Genomic DNA, 15209 nt, shown 5'->3' with positions numbered 1-15209 from the left:
GCTCGACCGGAGCGCCGCCGGAGCGAAGCCCGAGTGTCTTGAATGACTCATTCAGGTCTTGGGAGGTCCTGAATGAGTCATTCAAGACATTGGCGTTCTGGTCGGCGTCGAGGGTCCACCCGCCGGCCTGGACGAGGAAGGCGCCGACGCGGTCGCGAGTGTCGTTGAAGACGAGCCCGGTGCGGCCACCGGTGGTCAGCTTCCGCGCGACGGTCTTCAGGCGCCGTGACGGCCGAGTCGGTGCTTGATTGCCGGGTGGTGCGCATGGCCGAGGATCGCCTCCGCGAGCCGGGCGGGCTCGGGAACCCTTGGCTCGAAATTGGCCCGGCTCCCCTCGACGATCCGAGGGGAGCCGGCGTTCTGGGGCGAGCCGTCAGGCCTTCGCCGGTGCGGCAGGCGCGGGCGCGGCCTTCGGCGCAGGAGCGGGAGCCGGCTTCCGCTCCCCGTTCTCCGTCGCAGCAGGCTCCGGAGCCAGCAACCGCATGGCTTCCTGCACCGCGACATCCGTCGCCGCGATCCGCTCCGCGACCTTCGTCCGCAGGTCCAGCGCCAGCTTCCGGTTCCGATCGGCGTCGGCCTGCTGGGACCGAGCCGACGTCAGCGCCGCTTCCGTCTCCTGCTTCTGCCGCGCGTTCTCCTCGTCGAACTTCTTCTTCCGCGCCGCCAGCTCCTCCGCAGCCACCCGGTCCGCCTCGGCCCGCGCCTCCGCCGCCTTGGCCTCGGCCGCCGCGTCCGCTTCCTTGCGGGCCCGCTCGGCCGCCGCCGCCTGCTCGACCCTCTTCGCGCCCGCCGCCGCGTTCAGCTTCTCGATCTCGCCCTTCGCCTCCGACCGCAGGCGCGCGCGCTCTTCCTCCGCGTCCTTCGCCAGCTTGTCGGCCGTGCGGCGGGTCTCGTGCGCGTACTTGTCGGCCTGGTCGCGGGTCGACGCCGCGTCCGCCTCCGCCGCCGCGCGCAGGTCCGCGATCTCCTCCTCCGCCAGCTGCATCATCATCCGGACGCGCTCGGCCATCGCGCCCGCGCCGGACGGGCTCGAGCTCATCCGGGCCAGCGCGGCCTTCGTCTCGGCCAGCTCCTTCTGCGCGTACGCGAGGGCCTTCGAGAGGTCCGACGACGTCGCGACGGCTTCGTCGCGGCTGCGGGACGTCTCGCGCAGGTCCTTGTTCAGCTCGGCGAGGCGTTCGTCGACCTGACGCTGGTTGTAGCCGCGGACACCCACGGCGAACTGGGCTGTCTTCGGGGCGGACTGGGGCTTCTCAGGCGCGACCATCGCGCCACCTTAATGAGCTGGGGCCTGTCCGCACGTACCGCCAAACGGATGCATCACGGATATTGGAACCCCCGGTGACGCATGGCATCCTGACCGGTGTTGACCAGCGGTCAAAGCGAGGAGGCCACTGTGGACATACTCGCTGACATCGCCGCGCACTGGCACGTCTACGCCACCATGCCGCTCATCGCCGCCCTCATCGGCTACCTCACCAAGCGCGTCGCCATCGAGATGATGTTCCGGCCGCTGGAGTTCAAGGGCGCCAAGCCGTTCTTCGGCTGGCAGGGCGTCATCCCGGCCAACGCGCGGCGGATGGCCACGACCGCCGTCGATCTGCTGACCCACAACCTCGTCGACCCGCAGGAGATCTTCAGCCGCCTCGACCCGGAGGAAATGGTCAAAGAGCTCGAAGCGCCCCTGCTCAAGGCCGTCGAGGACGTCACGCGCGAAGTCATGGAGACCTACCAGCCCCGGCTCTGGGAAATGCTGCCCTCGCGCGCGCAACGGCTGCTCGTCGACCAGGTCCGCGCGCAGGCGCCGCAGGTCGTCAAGCGGCTCATGCGGGAGGTCTCGACCAACATCGACGACGTCCTCGACGTCAACGACATGCTCATCGGCGCCATGGTCCGCGACAAGTCGCTGACCTGCCGGCTGATCCGCGAGGTCGCCGCGCCCGAGTTCAAGTTCATCGCGCGCTCGGGCATCTGGTTCGGGTTCGTGATCGGGCTCGTCCAGTTCGTCGCCTGGGCGCTGACGAAACAGCCGCTGATCATGCCGATCTTCGGTTTCGTCACGGGCTTCGTCACGGACTGGCTGGCCCTCAAGATGATCTTCTACCCGCGCGAGCCCCGCGGGTTCGGCTTCTTCCGCTGGCAGGGCATGTTCCAGAAGCGCCGTCAGGAGGTCGCCGCGGACTACGGCGCCTTGATCGCCGACGAGGTCCTCACCGTCCGGAACGTTCTCGAAGCCATCCTCACCGGCCCGCGCGCGGACAAGCTGTTCGCGCTCATCACCCGCGAGGTCCAGCGCACGATCGACGCGCAGGTCAGCGTGGCCAAGCCGGTCGTCGCCCTCACCATCGGCGGCCGGCAGTACCAGGAGATGAAGCGCGCGGCCGCCGCCAAGGTGATCGAGTACCTCCCCGAAACGGTGAAGCACGTCGAGAGCTACGCCACCGGCGCGCTCGACGTCCGCAACACGATCGTCGAGAAGATGCGGCAGCTGACCCCGCTGGAGTTCGAAGGCATCCTGCGCCCGGCGTTCAAACAGGACGAATGGAAGCTGATCGCCGTCGGCGCGGTCATCGGCGGACTGGTGGGTGAACTCCAGGTGCTGCTCCTGCTGCACTGATCAAGTGCCGATAGCGTGCGCGAGTGGACTTCAGCTCGCACTGGCAGGTGTACGTCACCATGCCGTTCGTCGCGGCGCTGATCGGTTACGTCACCAAGCGCGTCGCCATCGAGATGATGTTCCGGCCGCTCGAGTTCACCGGCGTCAAGCCGTTCCTCGGCTGGCAGGGCGTGCTGCCGGCGAACGCCGAGCGCATGGCGGCGACGGCCACCGAGATGCTGACGACCAACCTCGTCGACCCGAAGGAGATCTTCGCCCGGCTCGACCCGGCGCAGGTCGCGAAGGAGATCGAGCAGCCGCTGCTGCGGGTCGTCGAAGACGTCACGCGCGAAGTGATGGAGACCTACCAGCCGCGGCTGTGGGAAGTGCTGCCGAACGGCGCCCAGCAGCTGCTGCTCAAGCGCGTGCAGGCCGAGGCGCCGAAGGCGATCACGAAGATCATGCGCGAGATCGCCGGCAACATCGAAGACGTCCTCGACCTGCAGCACATGGTCGTGACGAACCTCGTCCGCGACAAAGCGCTGCTCAACCGGCTGATCCGCGACATCTCGCGGCCCGAGATGCGGTTCATCGCGCGCTCGGGCGTCTGGTTCGGGTTCATCCTCGGCTGCGTCCAGCTGGTGGTGTGGGCGTTGACGAAGTCGCCGATCGTGCTGCCGCTGTTCGGTCTCGGCATCGGCTGGCTCACCGACTGGCTGGCCCTGAAGATGATCTTCCTGCCGCGCGAGCCGCGCCGGTTCTTCGGGCTCTACACCTGGCAGGGCATCTTCCAGAAGCGCCGCGACCAGGTCGCCGCCGACTACGGCGACATGATCGCGCGCGAGATCATCACCATTCCCAACCTGCTGGAAGCGGTGCTGCGCGGGCCGAAGTCGGACAAGCTGTTCGCGATGATCACCCGCGAGGTGCAGAAGACGATCGACGCGCAGGCCAGCGTCGTCAAGCCGTTCGTCGCCATCGCCGTCGGGACGAAGAAGTTCCAGGAGATGAAGCAGACGGCGGCGGCGAAGGCCGCGGAGCGCGTCCCGGAGACGATCCGCTACGCCGAGAACTACGCGATCAACGCGCTCGACGTGCGCAACACGATCGTCGACCGGATGAAGAAGCTGAGCGCGCTGGAGTTCGAGCAGCTGCTGCGCCCGGCGTTCCGGCAGGACGAGTGGAAGCTGATCGCCGTCGGCGCGGTGATCGGCGGGCTCGTCGGCGAGTTGCAGGTGCTCGCCCTGCTCGGGTAGCCGGTACGGTTCCGTTCTCGGGATGAGGAGGTCGGGGTGGACGCTGTCCTGCACGACCTCGCCCTGCACTGGCCGCTGTACGCGGCGATGCCGTTCATCGCGGCGCTGATCGGGTACGTCACCAAGCGCGTCGCGATCGAGATGATGTTCCGGCCGCTGGACTTCGTCGGAATCCCGCCGCTGCTGGGCTGGCAGGGCGTCGTCCCGAAGCACGGCGGGCGGATGGCGGCGGTCGCGACCGAGCTGCTGACGGCCAACCTGCTCGACCTGCGCGAGGTCTTCGGCCGGATCGACCCGGTGATCATCACCAGCGAGCTGGAGCAGCCGCTGCTGCGCGCGGTCGACCACATCGCGCGCGAAGTGCTCGCCGAGCACCACCCGCGGCTGTGGGAGGTCATGCCGACGCTGGCCCAGGAAATGCTGATCAAGCAGGTCCAGGCGTCGGCACCGCGGCTGGTGCGGGAGTTCCTCGACGACGTCCGCGAGAACCTCGACGAGGTCCTCGACGTCCAGCACATGACGGTCCAGCGGCTCACGCGCGATCGCGCCCTGCTCGTGCGGCTGATCCGCGAGACGTCCCGCCCGGAGATGGCGTTCATCGCGCGGATGGGCATCTACTTCGGCTTCGGGCTCGGCCTGATCCAGACGATCGTCTGGGCGTTCACGCGCGAGCCGTGGATCCTGCCGGCGTTCGGCGGCGTGATCGGGCTGTGCACGGACTGGCTGGCGATCAAGCTGATCTTCGTCCCGCGCGAGCCGGTCCGCGTCGGCCGGGTGATCTTCCAGGGCAAGTTCCAGCGCCGGCGCGCGGAGGTCGCGCGGCAGTACGGCGAGCTGATCGCCAACGAGGTGCTGACGGTCCAGAACCTGCTGGACGCGGTGCTGCGCGGCCCGCGCGCCGACCGGCTGGCGGCGTTGGTGGAGCAGATGGTGTCGTCGGCGGTGGACGCCCAGCTGCCGTTGTCCCGCACGCTGGGCGGCACGCGGCTTCGCGAAATGAAGCACGCGGCGGCGTTGAAGGCGCTGGAGCAGCTGCCTTCCACGGCCCGGTACGCCGAGGGGTACCTGACCGAGGCGATGGACGTCGCGAAGATGATCGAGCAGCGGATGCTGGCGTTGACGCCGTTGGAGTTCGAGGGGCTGCTGCGGCCGGCGTTCCGCCAGGACGAATGGAAGCTGATCGCGGTCGGCGGGGTGATCGGGTTCGTGGTCGGGGAGCTGCAGGTCCTGCTGATGCTCGGCTAAAGCGGCACTTTCACGTGAAAGTGCCGCCTCAAGCCGCCGCGACGAGCGCGGGTTCCACCGTGCTCACTCGGGTGCGGCGGTCGCGTTGCCAAGCGATCACCCGGCAGACCACGTAGATCAAGAACGAAATCGCCGTCACGAAGGCGCTCACCGGCAAGCCGGGCGCCAGCGACAGCACGATCCCGCCGATCGCCGAAACCTCCGCGAACACCACCGACAGCACCGTCGCCTTCCACGGCGAAGCCGTCACGCGAGCGGCCGCCGCGGCCGGCGTCACCATCAAAGCGACCACCAGCAGCGACCCGACGACCTTCACGCTCAACGCCGTCGAAACCCCCACCAGCAGCGCGAACACCACCGTCAGCGTCTTCACCGGCACCCCGCGCGCCACGGCCACGTTCCGGTCCACCGAAGCGAACAGCAACGGCCGGTACACCAACGCCAGGACCGCCAAGACCACCACCGACGACACCACGAACAACGTCAGGTTCGTCGAATCGATCGTGATGATCTGGCCGGTCAGAATCCCGAACTTGTTCCCGGACCGTCCTTTGTAGAACGACAGGAACAGCACGCCCATCCCGAGCCCGAACGACAGGATCACGCCGATCACGGAGTCGCGGTCCGCGTCACGCGCGCCGAGGATCCCCAGCAGCAGCGCCGCCACCACCGCGCCGATCAACGCCCCGTACTCGACGCCGATCCCCAGCAACAGGGCCGCCGCGCCGCCCGTGAACGCCAGCTCGGACGTCCCGTGCACCGCGAACGACATCCGCCGCATCACGATCAGCGGGCCCAGCACCCCCGCCACCAAACCGAGGATCGCCGCCGCCAGGAGCGCCGTCTGGACGCCGTCCAGCTCGGTGATCAGCTCCCACGTCTTGCCGAAGTCGAACAGATCCAAGACTCAGCCCACTTGCTCTTCGACGTCGTGTTCGTGGTGGTGCGGCTCCTCCTCGCACAACGCGCTCTGCGCGCCCGCGATGTGGATCTGCCCGCCCACCTTGAGGACCTCGACGCGGGTGCCGTACAGCTCCGACAGCGTCTCGGTGGTCATGACCTCGTCCGGCTTGCCGATCCGGAACGAGCCGTTGACCAGGTACAACACCCGGTCGACGAACGGCAGCACCGGGTTGATCTCGTGCGTCACGAACAGCACCGCGGTGCCCGAGACCCGCCTTCGCCGGTCGATCAGCTCGCTGATCGCGCGCTGGTGCGCGAGGTCCAGGGACAGCAGCGGCTCGTCGCAGAGCAGCACCTCGGGGTCGCCGACCAGGGCCTGCGCCACCCGCAGCCGCTGCTGCTCGCCGCCGGACAGGCGCCCGACCGGCTGCTTCGCGTACCGCGTCGCGCCCACCGCGTCGATCGCTCCGGCGACGAGCCGGCGCCGGGCCGCCATGCCGAACAGTCCCGGCCCCCAGCGGTGCCCGTCGAGACCCAGCCCGACCAGGTCGACGCCGCGCAGCGTCAGCGACTCGTCGATCGCGCGCTGCTGCGGGATGTAGCCGACCTTGCGGTTCGCGCCGCCCGGGCGGCCGCCGGCGATCTCGACCGAGCCGGCCGAGAGGCCCTGCATGCCGAGCAGCGCCTTCAGCAGGCTGCTTTTGCCGGAGCCGTTCGGGCCGAGCACGGCGAGGAACTCCCCCGGCTCGACGACGAGGTCCAGCCCCGACCAGAGGGTCCGGGGTCCGAACGCGAGGCCCGCCCCGCGGACCCGGACCGCGGGGCGTACGTCGTCAGAGACAGGAGCCATGCCTACTTCAACGCTCCTGCCAGCGCGTCTACTTCCCCGGTCATCCAGCCAATGTAGTCGGTCACACCCTGCGGCAGCGTCTCGGTCACGTCGACGACGCCGATCCCGGCGGCCTTCGCCTGCCCGACGACGTCCTGGGTCAGCGGGGTCACCGTCTGCGCGTTGTTGATCAGCGCCTTGACCTGCTTGGTGGCGATGAGCTGCTTGTACTCGTTCACCGCGCCCGCCGGGACGTCGGTGTCGTTCTCTACGGCGTCGGAGAACGCCTTCGGCGTCGCGTCGGTCAGCTTCGCGCTCTGGAGCAGGTAGTGCGCGACCGGCTCGGTGACGACGACCTTCGCGCCCGGGTGGGTCGTGCCGAGCTCGCCGAGGCGCTTCTCGAGCGCGTCGACCTTCGCCTTGAACGCGGTCGCGTTGTCGGTGAAGGCCTGCTTCGACGCGGGCTGCAGCTCGCCGAGCTGCGCGGCGACCTGGTCGGCGACCTTGTCGACGCCCGGCAGGTCGTACCAGACGTGCTCGTTCTCGTCGCCGGTCGCGGCGATGTCGTAGGCGACGAGCTTCTTCGCGTCCCCGGCCTGCGCGGTGAGCTTGTCGAAGAACTCGTCGTAGCCGCCGCCGTTGGACAGCAGCAGCTTCGCGTCCTTCGCCGCGAGGGCGTCGTCGGCGGTCGTTTCGTAGGAGTGCGGGTCGGCCGACGGGTCGTGGATGATCGCCTTGACCTCGACCTTGTCCCCGCCGACGGCGCTGACGACGCTGCCCCAGACGTCCGTCGAAGCGACGACCTTGACCTTGTCCGAGCCGCCGGACTGCCCGCCGCCGTCGGAGGTCCCACCGGAGCACGCGGCCAGGGCGAACAAGGACAGGGCCGAAGCGGCGGCGAGCACGCTCCTGGTGCGACGGGAACTCATTCGGTGACTCCTGAAGACGCTAATGGAAACCGTTGTCAGATTCACCTTACCCCATCCGGATGACATCCTGGCCATCCGATCACGTTTTGGTGTATGCGAATGCGTGCATGCGGATCGAGACATCGACCACCCGGGGTGTCTCTTCAAGAAAGTGATCTGAACCGTTACGGTTTGCTGATGGGACGTCCTATTCGCACCCGGAGGCAGGCGACGCTGGCGTCGCTCGCGGCGGAGCTCGGTGTGTCCAGGACCACGGTGTCCAACGCCTACAACCGGCCGGACCAGCTGTCCCCGGAACTGCGCCGCCGGGTTCTCGAGACCGCGCGGCGGCTCGGCTACCCCGGCCCGGACCCGGTCGCCCGCTCGCTGCGCACGCGCAAGGCGGGCGCGGTCGGGCTGCTGCTCACCGAGAACCTCTCCTACGCCTTCCGCGACCCCGCGGCCGTCGGCGTCCTCGAAGGACTGGCGCTGGCCTGCGAAGACGCCGGCGTCGGCCTGCACCTGGTGCCCGCCAGCCCCGGCCGTGAAGACGTCGCCGCGGTGCACCGGGCCGGTGTCGACGGGTTCGTCGTCTACTCCGTCCCGGACGACGACCCGCACTTGGCGGCGGTACTGGAACGCCCGGTCCCGACGGTGATCATCGACCAGCCGAGCCTCGAGGGCATCGACCGCGTCGGCCCGGACGACGCGGCGGCGGTCGGCAAGATCGCCGAGCACCTCGTGGCGCTGGGGCACCGGCAGGTCGGCGTCATCTGCATGCGCCTGGCCCGCGAACGCAACGACGACTTCGTCACGGCCACGCGCCAGAGCGGCGCGCACTTCCACGTCCAGCGCACCCGGCTGGAAGCGCTCGCCGTGGCGTTCTCGGCGGCCGGCGTCGACTGGGCGGGCGTCCCCGTGGTCGAGCGCTTCGACCACACGGTGGACGACGGCGCGTCCGCCGCGCGTCAGCTGCTGGACGCGTACCCGCAGATCACGGCCGTGATCTGCACCTCGGACATCCTCGCGCTCGGCGCCATGGCCGAGGCCGAGCGGCGCGGGCTGCGGGTGCCGCAGGACCTGACCGTCACCGGCTTCGACGGCATCGCCGAAGCCGAGCGGATCGGGCTCACCACGGTCCACCAGCCGGTGCTCGAGAAGGGCAAGATGGCGGGCCGGCTGCTGCTCGGCTCGGCCGAGCGCAGCGCGCCGAAGGTGATCACGCTGCCGACCGAGCTGCGCGTCGGCCGCACGTCGGCACCCCCCAGGACGGTCGAGGAGCCCTGGTTCGGGGGCTGACCCGTGACATAGCTCGTTTTGCATTGCCCAGCGGGGTACTCACCGGGTCAAATGGAGTGGCACGCCCGCGCCGCGGGGCCACTGGCCGGAAGGTGACCGATGACCTCGATCGACGTTCTGCTCAAGCGCAACCAGGAACTCGGCGAGGTGACGCCCGGCGACCGGTCGTCCCCCAAGCCGTCGCTCCAGGTGGCCATCCTGACCTGCATGGACGCCCGCATCCGGGTGTTCGAGCTGTTCGGCCTCCTGCAGGGTGAGTCGCACGTCCTCCGCAACGCGGGCGGCGTGGTCACCGACGACATGATCCGCTCGCTGGCGCTTTCGCAGCGCAAGCTGGGCACGCGTGAGGTGCTGGTCGTCCAGCACACGGAGTGCGGTCTGTCGACGGTCACCGAGGACGACTTCAAGGACGAGCTCGAAGAGGCCACCGGCCTGCGCCCGACGTGGGCGGTCGAGGCGTTCCGCAACGTCGAGAACAGCGTCCGGACGTCGGTCGAGCGGGTGCGGCGGAGCGCGTACCTGCCGCACACCGACAACGTCCGCGGGTTCGTCTACGACGTGAAGACCGGGAAGCTTTCCGAGGTCAAGTAGGCCTTGCGCGTCCTCTTCGCCGGCCTCGCTTCGGCCGGTCACACGTACCCGATGGTCCCGCTCGCAGTCGCGGCGCGGGACGTCGGGCACGAAGTGCACTTCGCCGCGGGTGAGCACGTCCACGCCCCGCTGGACCGGCTCGGGTTGAACCCGTTCCGGCCCGCGGACTCGTTCTACGAGATCTACGCCGAGGACCTCGAGCCGGACCTGAAGCGGCTGCGGCCGGACCTGGTCGTGCACGGGTGGGGCGTCCCGGAGGTGGCTGTCGCCGCGGAGCGGGCCGGGATCCCGGCGTTGTGGCACGGCTTCGGCCGGCTGTTCCCCGACGGGATCGGGCTCGTGCGCCCGGCCGGCGAGACGCACCTGGACATCTGCCCGCCGTCATTGCAGGACAAGGACTTCCTCGCGACCGCGGACCGGATCGCGCTGCGCCCGGTGCCGTTCGCCGAGCCGGGAGACTTCCGGGGGCCGCTGATCTACCTGACGCTCGGCACGGCGTTCGGCACCCCTGAGGTGCTCGAGACGGCGATCGAGGGGCTGGCCGCGCTCGGCACGCCCATCGTGGTGGCCACGGGCGGGGTGCCCCTCCGGGCGCAGCCGGCCCACGTGACGGCCCGGGCCTGGATCCCGCAAGCGGCGGCGATCGCACAGGCGGAATTGGTCGTCCACCACGGCGGCAGCGGCACCACGCTGAGCGCGTTGGCCGCGGGTGTCCCGCAGCTGGTCCTGCCGCAGGGGGCTGACCAGTTCGCCAACGCCGAGGCCCTGGTCGCCGTGGGTGCCGGGGTGCGGCTGCTGCCCGGCGAGCTGAGCGCGGACGCCGTCGCCGAGCAGGCCCGGAAGGCGTACTCGTGCCGTGAGGCGGCCCAGGCGGTCGCCGCGGAGATCGCTGCGATGCCGTCACCGGACGAGGTCGCTCGCGAGCTGCCGAAGCACGCGAAGTAGCCTCCCGGCGTGGCTGTGGACGCTGACGTACTGCTCGACTGGTTCTCCACGCACGGCCGGGACCTGCCCTGGCGCGAGCCGGAGTGCTCGGCGTGGGGCGTGCTCGTCAGCGAGATCATGCTGCAGCAGACCCCCGTCGCCCGCGTGCAGCCGATCTGGCACGAGTGGATGGCGCGCTGGCCGGTGCCCTCGGCGCTGGCCGCGTCGAGCCAGGGCGAGGTCGTGCGGGCCTGGGGCAAGCTCGGCTACCCGCGCCGCGCGCTGCGGCTGCACGAAGCCGCCGGTGTCATCGCGCGGGACCACGGGGACGTCGTTCCGTCCGATGTGGACACCCTGCTCGCGCTGCCCGGGATCGGCGCCTACACCGCGCGGGCCGTCGCCGCGTTCGCCTACGGCCTGCGTGCGCCCGTCGTCGACACCAACGTGCGGCGGGTCGTCGCACGGGCCGTGCACGGCGCCGGGGACGCCGGGCCCGCGTCGAACACCCGGGACATGAACGACGTCGAGGCGCTGCTGCCTGCCGAAGACGCGCCCGCCGCCCGCTTCTCCGCGGCGATCATGGAGCTCGGCGCGCTGATCTGCACCGCGCGGTCGCCGCGGTGCGCGGACTGCCCGATCTACGACGAATGCGCGTGGCAGCTCGCCGGGAAACCGGAGTACGCCGGCCCGGCCAAGCCCGTGCAGAAGTTCGCCGGCACCGACCGGCAGGTCCGCGGCCTGCTGCTGGACGTCCTGCGCGGCAGCGAGGGCCCCGTCGAGAAGGCGCGGCTCGACCTGGTGTGGCACGACGGCGGTCAGCGTGACCGCTGCCTGGACTCCCTGCTCGTCGACGGGCTCCTGGAGCAGACCAGCGGCGGTCTCTTCGCACTGCCGGGCGAACACTAACGCGCTACGACAAAAGTTGGTCAATAGTTGTCATAGGCGCGCTTCGGGGCTACCTTTCCCGCATGGTCACTGTTGACCGCCGGACCCTCTTCAAAGCGGGGGTGACCGCGACCGCGGCCGGCGCACTGGGGATGACGACCACCGGGACGGCGTCGGCGGCGGTACCGACACCGACCATCCACGGGTGCGCCGAGTGGGGCGCGCGGCCCGCCAGCGGGCCGATCGTGGTGGAGAACCACAAGCCGACCTACATCGTCGTGCACCACGCGGTCGATCCGCCGATGAACAACGACTTCTCGCTGGCGCGCGCCTTCTACGTCGCGAGGTACATCCAGAACCTGCACATGGACAAGAACGGCTGGATCGACAGCGGCCAGCAGTTCACGAACAGCCGCGGCGGGTTCGTCACCGAGGGCAGGCACCGCAGCCTGGAGATCCTGCGCGGCGGCACGCAGCACGTCCAGGGCGCGAACGTCGGCAACCACAACAGCGAGGTCATCGGCATCGAGAACGAGGGCCTCTACAGCACGGTCGACGTACCGCAGGCGCTCTGGGACTCGCTGGTGAACCTGGTCACCTACATCGCGCACCAATACGGCATCTCGCCCGAATTCATCAAGGGCCACCGCGACTTCAACTCGACCGAGTGCCCCGGCACGGTGCTCTACAACCGGCTGCCCGAGCTGCGGACGGCCGTCGGCCGCGTCCTCGGCGTCTCGGTGGCGCGCGCCGAAGCCGAGTGGCCGCTGCTGAAGCCGGGCGACACGGGCCGTCAGGTTCAGCAGGCCCAGCGGTTCCTGCGCGCGTACGGATACGACGTGCCGACCGACGGGGTGTTCGGTAAGTCCACAAAGGACGCCGTGGCCGCTTTGTCCGTTCAGGCCGGGTTGCCGCGCCACACATGCACCGCGACCAGGGTGACCGACGAGACCGGCTTCCTCGGCGCGGACGTCTGGCCGCTGATCGTCCCCTCCGATCGCTCGACAGCGGCTTGGCGGGCGGACCTCGCTAGCGCTTGAGGACCTGGCTCAGGAAGGCTTCCACGGCACCCCGGTAGATCTCCGGGGCTTCGTCGTGGGGCAGGTGGGCCGAGCCCGGGACCACGACGTGCTTCGCGCCCTCGACCCGCGTCGCGACTTCGGCCTGCTGGCCGGGCGGCATCGCCGTGTGCTCGCCCTCGACCAGCAGCAGCGGGCAGCGGATCGCGTCGACGACGTCCCAGTAGTCCCGCCGGCCCCACTCGGCGGCGATGACGTACAGGTCTTCGAGGTCGGCGACCAGGTGAAACCCATCGGAACGCTCCTCGACGCAGTCGGCGAAGTACTCGCCCGCGTCGCCGAAGAACTCGCGGACGTGGCCGAGTGACTCGAACGGCACCGGCCAGCTCTCGAAGTACCCGCGCCACGTCTCGACGGTCCGGCCGCGCTGGTCCGGCGCGAAGTCCTCGGAGACGACCGCGCGCACCAGCTCCGGGTGCTTCGCGGCGGTCGTCCACGCGTGCAGGCCGCCCATCGAGTGCCCGATGAGCACGGCCGGCCCGGCGTCGAGCGACCGCAGGGCGGCGGCGACGTCGTCGGTGAACCGTTCGGTGGTCCAGGGGCCGACGCGCGGCGCGCTGCCGTGTCCGCGCGCGTCGAGGCCGTAGACCGCGCCGTAGGGCCGGAGCCACTCCGCGACCCGCGACCACGTGCGCGCGCGGCCCATCAGTCCGTGGAGCAGGACGATCGGCACGCCGGTGCCGCCGAAACAGAGCACGCGGTCACCATAATGGCTGGTGCGGACTGTGACCGAGTGATCGCTTTCCATCACCTATGGTGGTTCGTATGCGCCGCCGACTCGCTGCCCTCGCCGTCTGCGCCGCGGTGGTTCTCGCCGCGGCGTGCAGCGGTGACGCCGTCACGGCGCCGCCACCGCCGCCGCCCATGCACCCGCTTCCGGGGGCCGCCGGCGCCGGTGATCCGTATTACCCGGACGACGGCAACGGCGGTTACGACGCTCTCGGCTACCAGGTGGGCGTGACGTACGACCCGCCGAGCGGCCACCTCGACGGCGACACGACGGTCACCGCGAAGGCCACCCAGGACCTCAGCCGGTTCGACCTCGACCTGCGCGGACTGGACGTCCACGGTGTCGAAGTCGACGGGCAGCCGGCGCACTTCACCCGCGAGAAGGCGTTCGAGCTGGTCGTCACGCCGGCGTCGCCGATCCGCGCGGGGACGACGTTCCGCACGCGGGTGCGCTACGGCGGCGACCCGGCCAAGACCCCGCACGACGGCGGCAGCGAGAACGGCTGGCAGCACTCGGCCGACGGCGGCGCGTACATGGTCGGCGAGCCGCACTCGGCGGCGTTCTGGTACCCGGTGAACGAAACCCCGCGCGACAAGGCGACGTTCACGCTGACCGCGCACGTCCCGCCCGGCTGGACGGTGATTTCGAACGGCCGAGAAGGCCCGCCCGGGACGTGGACCGAGCCGAACCCGGTGGCGAGCTACCTGACGACGATCGCGATCGGCAAGTTCAGTGTCGACAGGTCGACATTGCCGGACGGCACCCCGGTGGTCTCGGCGTACTCGCCGGGAGCGGAAAGCCGCCGCGCGATCGGCGACCGCCTCCCGGAAGTGCTCGGCTTCCTGAAGAGCAAGTTCGGCCCGTACCCGCAGTCGGCGGCGGGCGGGATCTTCTTGAACGAGGACGTCCGGTTCTCGTTGGAGACACAGACCCGGCCGACGTACGCGAAGTGGGCGGACCTGCCGACGCTGGTCCACGAGAACGCGCACGAGTGGTTCGGCGACTCGGTGTCGCTCCGGAATTGGTCGGATATTTGCCTGAACGAGTGTTTCGCGTCGTACGCGCAGTGGCTGTGGGCCGAGCGCGAGGGCCAGAGCCTCGACGACCGCTACCGCGCGGCGATCGAGATCACCCGGGGCAGCACGGATTTCTGGGGCCAGAAGCTGGTCGGCATGGGCCAGGGCCACGAGTTCGAGGGCGTGTACAACAAGGGGATTCTGGCGCTGCACGCGTTGCGAAGGCAGATCGGCGACCCGGCGTTCGACCGGCTTTTGCACGACTGGCCGGCGCGGTACCGCCATGGGAACGCTTCGTGGGCCGACTTCGAGAAGATGGCTTCTTCGGTGAGCGGGCAGAATTTGAAAGCGTTCTTCGACGAGTGGTTCCGGGGGACGAAGCTCCCCGCGGACGCCGATCTGTTCCCGGGTTCACTGCGCAGCTGAGCGCCTCTTCACCTGCCGTCGCGAAGTCGCCATGATGGAGCGATGGCCGAAGACGAGGTGGTCTGCCCGCACTGCCGTACTCCTGCCGAGCCGGGAATCGGGATCTGCCCCCAGTGCGGCGTCACCATCTCGATCACCCCGCGGGGCGCGACGCGGATCCACGTCGTCGGCCGGGACGCCACCGAAGTGGAGGCGGTGTCGCGGCAGCTGTCGGCGAGCGCGTTCGAGCGGCGTGAAGCCCGGCGGTTGCGGTCGCCGTGGTTCTCCGGCCTGTTCTACCTGACGGTCGTGGTCGTCGTGGTCGCCCTGCTGCTGGTGGCCGGCCGCGTCCTCGCGCTCTGGGCCCTGCCGGTCGTGGTCATCGGTGCCGTCCTGCTGGTCACCGTCGTCGGCGCGTTCCAGCTGCGCGCCGACGACCGGCTCGCCGAGCGGAACTTCGTCAAGCTCATGGGCGACGTCCTGCGGAGGCTGCCGTCGGTCTTCACGCGGTCCCGCGCGGAACGCCCGGACGACTGAATCCGT

General features: G+C 69.9%; 15 protein-coding genes. 10 read left to right on the top strand and 5 right to left on the bottom strand.

The window, feature by feature from the left end:
* Positions 1-373: 373 nt before the first annotated feature.
* A complete protein-coding gene (locus BLV96_RS20915; RefSeq protein WP_086674480.1) occupies positions 374-1267 on the bottom strand; it encodes a coiled-coil domain-containing protein in 894 nt (297 codons plus the stop codon).
* Between the two features lie 177 nt (positions 1268-1444).
* On the opposite strand from BLV96_RS20915, the gene BLV96_RS20910 reads away from it, so the two are divergent.
* Genes BLV96_RS20910 through BLV96_RS20900 form a run of 3 tightly spaced genes read left to right on the top strand, consistent with a single transcriptional unit; the run spans position 1445 to position 5097 of the window.
* Positions 1445-2617, top strand: coding sequence for a DUF445 domain-containing protein (locus BLV96_RS20910; RefSeq protein WP_208608295.1), 1173 nt, complete (start codon positions 1445-1447; stop codon positions 2615-2617).
* A gap of 59 nt (positions 2618-2676) precedes the next feature.
* The gene (locus BLV96_RS20905; RefSeq protein WP_086674583.1) at positions 2677-3852 is read left to right on the top strand and encodes a DUF445 domain-containing protein; all 1176 of its coding nucleotides are present in this window, start codon (positions 2677-2679) and stop codon (positions 3850-3852) included.
* A 36-nt stretch (positions 3853-3888) separates the two neighbouring features.
* Positions 3889-5097, top strand: a complete 1209-nt coding sequence (locus BLV96_RS20900) for a DUF445 domain-containing protein (protein WP_086674478.1) — start codon at positions 3889-3891, stop codon at positions 5095-5097.
* 28 nt (positions 5098-5125) lie between these two features.
* On the opposite strand, the gene BLV96_RS20895 is transcribed toward BLV96_RS20900, so the two are convergent.
* Genes BLV96_RS20895 through BLV96_RS20885 form a run of 3 tightly spaced genes read right to left on the bottom strand, consistent with a single transcriptional unit; the run spans position 5126 to position 7758 of the window.
* On the bottom strand, positions 5126-6001 hold the full coding sequence (locus BLV96_RS20895) for a metal ABC transporter permease (RefSeq protein ID WP_086674477.1): 876 nt from the start codon (positions 5999-6001) through the stop codon (positions 5126-5128).
* A gap of 3 nt (positions 6002-6004) precedes the next feature.
* Positions 6005-6850 carry a metal ABC transporter ATP-binding protein gene (locus tag BLV96_RS20890; RefSeq protein WP_086674476.1) on the bottom strand — a complete coding sequence of 282 codons (846 nt, stop codon included), beginning with the start codon at positions 6848-6850 and terminating at the stop codon, positions 6005-6007.
* A 2-nt stretch (positions 6851-6852) separates the two neighbouring features.
* Positions 6853-7758, bottom strand: coding sequence for a metal ABC transporter solute-binding protein, Zn/Mn family (locus BLV96_RS20885; protein ID WP_086674475.1), 906 nt, complete (start codon positions 7756-7758; stop codon positions 6853-6855).
* A gap of 177 nt (positions 7759-7935) precedes the next feature.
* Between BLV96_RS20885 and BLV96_RS20880 the strand changes: the two genes are divergently transcribed.
* The 5 genes from BLV96_RS20880 (at position 7936) to BLV96_RS20860 (ending at position 12476) form a co-directional block, all read left to right on the top strand.
* Positions 7936-9036, top strand: a complete 1101-nt coding sequence (locus tag BLV96_RS20880) for a LacI family DNA-binding transcriptional regulator (protein ID WP_086674474.1) — start codon at positions 7936-7938, stop codon at positions 9034-9036.
* A gap of 99 nt (positions 9037-9135) precedes the next feature.
* Complete coding sequence (locus BLV96_RS20875) at positions 9136-9627, top strand: beta-class carbonic anhydrase (protein ID WP_086674473.1); 492 nt, start codon at positions 9136-9138, stop codon at positions 9625-9627.
* Positions 9628-9630: 3 nt separating this feature from the next.
* Entirely contained in the window at positions 9631-10572 is a 942-nt protein-coding gene (locus BLV96_RS20870; protein WP_086674472.1) for a glycosyltransferase, read from the top strand.
* Positions 10573-10581: 9 nt separating this feature from the next.
* Positions 10582-11457, top strand: coding sequence for an HhH-GPD family protein (locus BLV96_RS20865; RefSeq protein ID WP_086674471.1), 876 nt, complete (start codon positions 10582-10584; stop codon positions 11455-11457).
* A gap of 62 nt (positions 11458-11519) precedes the next feature.
* Positions 11520-12476, top strand: coding sequence for a peptidoglycan recognition protein family protein (locus BLV96_RS20860; protein ID WP_086674470.1), 957 nt, complete (start codon positions 11520-11522; stop codon positions 12474-12476).
* On the opposite strand, the gene BLV96_RS20855 is transcribed toward BLV96_RS20860, so the two are convergent.
* Positions 12466-13212 carry an alpha/beta fold hydrolase gene (locus BLV96_RS20855; protein ID WP_086674469.1) on the bottom strand — a complete coding sequence of 249 codons (747 nt, stop codon included), beginning with the start codon at positions 13210-13212 and terminating at the stop codon, positions 12466-12468. The two genes, BLV96_RS20860 and BLV96_RS20855, sit on opposite strands and share 11 nt — an antisense overlap.
* A 68-nt stretch (positions 13213-13280) precedes the next feature.
* Between BLV96_RS20855 and BLV96_RS20850 the strand changes: the two genes are divergently transcribed.
* Entirely contained in the window at positions 13281-14687 is a 1407-nt protein-coding gene (locus BLV96_RS20850; protein WP_167379662.1) for a M1 family metallopeptidase, read from the top strand.
* Between the two features lie 42 nt (positions 14688-14729).
* The gene (locus BLV96_RS20845) at positions 14730-15203 is read left to right on the top strand and encodes a hypothetical protein (protein ID WP_086674467.1); all 474 of its coding nucleotides are present in this window, start codon (positions 14730-14732) and stop codon (positions 15201-15203) included.
* The last annotated feature ends 6 nt before the right edge of the window (positions 15204-15209 follow it).

The organism is Amycolatopsis pretoriensis (assembly GCF_900107925.1).
Lineage (GTDB): Bacteria > Actinomycetota > Actinomycetes > Mycobacteriales > Pseudonocardiaceae > Amycolatopsis > Amycolatopsis pretoriensis.
This window is presented reverse-complemented; position numbering and strand designations above follow the sequence as displayed.